This window comes from Haloferax sp. s1 (genome assembly GCF_058382125.1).
Map to the genome: position 1 here is coordinate 1 of NZ_JBZRPK010000398.1, position 4,135 is coordinate 4,135.

At 50.8% G+C, this 4,135-nt stretch carries 3 protein-coding genes, 1 pseudogene and 1 CRISPR repeat array; all 4 genes and pseudogenes read left to right on the forward strand.

The window, feature by feature from the left end; genetic code table 11:
• Positions 1–787 (forward strand): annotated as a pseudogene (locus QT222_RS05180) (helicase); the annotation flags it as partial.
• Between the two features lie 232 nt (positions 788–1,019).
• On the forward strand, positions 1,020–1,487 hold the full coding sequence (cas4, locus tag QT222_RS05185; protein WP_491476528.1) for a CRISPR-associated protein Cas4: 468 nt from the start codon (positions 1,020–1,022) through the stop codon (positions 1,485–1,487).
• 3 nt (positions 1,488–1,490) lie between these two features.
• The gene (gene cas1b / locus QT222_RS05190) at positions 1,491–2,486 is read left to right on the forward strand and encodes a type I-B CRISPR-associated endonuclease Cas1b (RefSeq protein ID WP_491476526.1); all 996 of its coding nucleotides are present in this window, start codon (positions 1,491–1,493) and stop codon (positions 2,484–2,486) included.
• Position 2,487: 1 nt separating this feature from the next.
• A complete protein-coding gene (cas2, locus tag QT222_RS05195; RefSeq protein WP_491476527.1) occupies positions 2,488–2,748 on the forward strand; it encodes a CRISPR-associated endonuclease Cas2 in 261 nt (86 codons plus the stop codon).
• Positions 2,749–2,860: 112 nt separating this feature from the next.
• A CRISPR array of direct repeats spans positions 2,861–3,937; the repeat unit is 30 nt; unit sequence GTTTCAGACGAACCCTTGTGGGATTGAAGC.
• Positions 3,938–4,135 lie beyond the last annotated feature (198 nt).

Here is a 4,135-nt window from a genome sequence, read left to right on the forward strand (position 1 = left end):
GTGTAGTAATGTCCCGTTCGTCCTTGTCTCAACACAAGCAATCGAGGCCGGTGTTGACCTGAGTTTCAAGACTGTTTTCCGCGATATCGCCCCACTCGACAGCATCGTTCAGGCTGCAGGTCGGTGTAATCGATCATACGAATGGGGACTCAACGGTGGTCGCGTCGTTGTGTGGACTCTCGCAGACCCTGATGAAGAAACACCGAAATCACCGAATAAATCCCCGCCTGCCCATTGGGTCTACGAGCATGGGGCTACCGATGCAGGGATTCCAGGTCACCTCCAACTCATCTCGACAGTTCTTGGGAACCTCGACAGTTTCGAGGCGGTCCCAGACGTTGCAGTGTCGCACCATGCCGTCGACGAATACTTCGAGACACTTCGACAGAAATCGATTACGACAGAGGAGATTCGAAAGCAGATTGATGATGCGAAAGCTGGCCAACTTGCCCAACAGTCCTTGATTGGTGGTTACCAGACTGCAGACGTGTTGGTTGCCACAACTGACGCAGAGGTCGCCCAGTTGAATATCCTCACAGACCTCTTTACCGATGGCAACCCGGAGGCATACACAAAACTCGATGCCGCTTCGAGTATTCGAGTCAGCCTCCCAATTAGCACGATTGAAGAACTCCCAGGAGTTGTTCGTGTTGACGGGAAGAAACGAACTGCAGACGGAGTTCAGGTATTCCGCTATACAGGGCAGGGGTCACTCCAATATGAATTAGAGCGTGGTGGACTTCGCGGAAAGGAAGATACTGTGTCAGGACGCTTTACTACGTTCTAAGTGACCTGTTTTAGAGATATATCCAGAGGCACCCGCTGTTTCTCTCTGCGACAGTCATTCCATATTGGAGAAACCAATATTAGTTAGTACGATAATGTATGTGTCGTGATAACATATATTAAACAGCAGCAACAAAAGGTGGACGTTGGTGGATTCTAAAGACTCAATCAGGGAATACGTCGAAGACGAGCGAGACCCTAGTCGACGCCCTAAGACGCCCATTACCGGCCTCATGGTTCAGTACTACCACGTCTGCAAACGTGAACTCTGGTTCATGGCCAAAGGAATCGATATTGACCGCGAGACGCCCAATATTCAGCGGGGTACACACGTTGACCAGACGAGTTACAGTGGTGCTCGGCGGTCATTCATGATCGGGAATCGGATTCAACTAGACCTCCTCGAATCGGGCGAAGTGATGGAGGTGAAAGTCTCCTCCGCTCTTGAGAAACCCGCCCGGATGCAACTCCTGTTTTATCTCTGGTACCTCCAGGAGATTCATGACATCGAGAAAGATGGAATTTTGGCCTACCCGACAGAGCGGAAACGGGAGTCAGTCCGACTTGATGAGCCGGCGACCGCTGAAATCGAAGCGACCATTCGCGGAATTTTAGATGTCGTCAGTCGCGATTCACCACCAGAACTGAACACAAAGCCGTACTGCGGGTCCTGCCTATACCAAGATTTTTGTTGGGCATGAGCTATGACGAAAGCTAATCACCACATCTTCGCTGACGGAGAATTGGCGCGGAACGAAGGAACGCTCCGTATTGACACCCTAGAAGGAGACACAAAGTATCTCCCTGTCGAGTCGATCGATTCACTCTATCTTCACGGCCAAATCAGCTTCAATACGCGGGCACTCGGCCTGTTGAATGAGCATGGAGTTCCAGTCCATGTCTTTGGCTGGAAAGACTATTATAGAGGGTCCTATCTCCCAAAACGAGGACAAGTTTCGGGGAATACAGTCGTTGAACAGGTCCGTGCATATGATGACCTCAAGCGGCGGTTACAGATTGGTCACCAAATAATCATGGCAAGTATCCACAATATGCGATCTAATCTCCAGTATTACTCCGGACGAAGAGGTGATTTTAGCTCGACAGTCGCTGCCCTTCAGGAACTAAAAACAGACGTTGAAGAAGCACAAGATATCGACGAACTCCGAGCTGTCGAGGGGAACGCGAGAAAGCAGTATTACCGCTGTTTCGACACAATTCTCGCAGACCCATTTGAGTTGACGAAACGTGAATACAATCCCCCATCCAACGAGGCGAACGCACTCATCTCGTTTCTAAATGGGATGGTTTATACGAGTTGTGTCTCCGCAATCCGAAAGACTGCACTTGATCCAACAGTTGGATTCGTGCACGAACCTGGTGAACGGCGGTTTACCCTTTCACTCGACATCGCGGATATCTTCAAACCAATCCTTGCTGATCGCCTCGTATTCCGTCTCGTGAATCGAAAGCAGATTACGATTGCTGATTTTGAGGATGAACTCAAGGGGTGCCTCCTTACCGAAGACGGGCGGTTAACCGTACTCGAAGAGTTTGAGCGAACACTCGATGAGACAGTAAAACACCCGCGACTCAAGCGTAACGTGAGTTTCAAGACGCTCATCCAAACAGATGTCTACAGTCTAAAAAAGCACATTCTCACAGGGGAGCCATATCACGCAACGGAGAAGTGGTGGTGACATGTACGTCATTGTCGTGTACGATGTCCCTGCCAAACGAACTCGGATCTATCGGAAGTTGCTTCGACGCCGACTCGAACACCTGCAATACTCCGTCTTTTTTGGTGAGCTTACGCTGGGACAAATTACGTCCCTGAAGAACGAGATCGAGAATGAACTTGAGCCAGACGACTCAATCGTTATCTTCGAGGCTGGGAATCCAGACGCGTTCGATTTCACCACGTACGGAGACACAGACGACCCCGGTAGCCGCTTTACATGAGGTTCTGACGGCTTCCGTCGACCCCCCGGGGGGTTGAGGGGTATTGAGGGTCGACGGAAACATTCATCTGAATTCCGTGTCTATAGACCTCTATCCCCGTGTATTCACACGGGTTTCAGACGAACCCTTGTGGGATTGAAGCGCAGGACGCGACCACACGCCGAGTGAGTGGGCGTGGCGTTTCAGACGAACCCTTGTGGGATTGAAGCATGACGAACGAGCAGGTCGCACAGAAACTCGACTTAGTTTCAGACGAACCCTTGTGGGATTGAAGCACTGCTGGAAATCGAATCGTACTAATGTCGGCAAAGAGTTTCAGACGAACCCTTGTGGGATTGAAGCAACGGAGACACGTCGAAGTCGAACTACTGCGCGGTTTCAGACGAACCCTTGTGGGATTGAAGCGAGAACGCCGAGTCAGTCGCTGGGGACCCGGACGCGTGTTTCAGACGAACCCTTGTGGGATTGAAGCGAGTTCGGAAACGTGGCGGACCAAGCGAGTCAACTTGTTTCAGACGAACCCTTGTGGGATTGAAGCACCCGATTGCATCCCAACCACCACAAATTTACCGACTGTTTCAGACGAACCCTTGTGGGATTGAAGCTTGACGATTTCGGCATCCGAGAAGAACGCTTCTGTTTCAGACGAACCCTTGTGGGATTGAAGCTCATCGGCACACCTCCGAGACATAACGTCGATATAGGTTTCAGACGAACCCTTGTGGGATTGAAGCTCATCGGCACACCTCCGAGACATAACGTCGATATAGGTTTCAGACGAACCCTTGTGGGATTGAAGCAAATTCACGAGTTGGCCCGATACCTTATCGCAAGAGTTTCAGACGAACCCTTGTGGGATTGAAGCAGCGCGACACTTGATATCGGCAGCATAGACCTAGTTTCAGACGAACCCTTGTGGGATTGAAGCCCGTAGCCAGAGCATGGCCTCAGAAACCCAAGGGGAGGTTTCAGACGAACCCTTGTGGGATTGAAGCCCTAACCCAAAGCTCCACCCGAGCGCGTACCGAGCGTTTCAGACGAACCCTTGTGGGATTGAAGCGGCGAGATTACCAGTGAAATGCTGTCGCTGGACGAGTTTCAGACGAACCCTTGTGGGATTGAAGCTCATTCAAGTCGCGTCAACACGAGCCGGTCAGCAGTTTCAGACGAACCCTTGTGGGATTGAAGCTCCTGTCCGTGCATCCCACTATTCATCATTTCGCTTTGTGTCGTACCCTTGCGGGTTGGAATCATGACGCCAATGAACTCCAACTAATTCAGGATCACTGTTTAGACGGACTCCATAACCGTTGCAGTAACCCACTACTCTTTAATTCTTACACCCCTGTCCCTAGTTCTAAAATCACCCTTCCGGGTATGATAAATC

Bases quoted from the DNA above. Each gene is read 5' to 3' on its own strand.
- cas4 (WP_491476528.1), top strand. From the start codon at position 1,020: ATGGTTCAGTACTACCACGTCTGCAAACGTGAACTCTGGTTCATGGCC.
- cas1b (WP_491476526.1), top strand. From the start codon at position 1,491: ATGACGAAAGCTAATCACCACATCTTCGCTGACGGAGAATTGGCGCGG.
- cas2 (WP_491476527.1), top strand. From the start codon at position 2,488: ATGTACGTCATTGTCGTGTACGATGTCCCTGCCAAACGAACTCGGATC.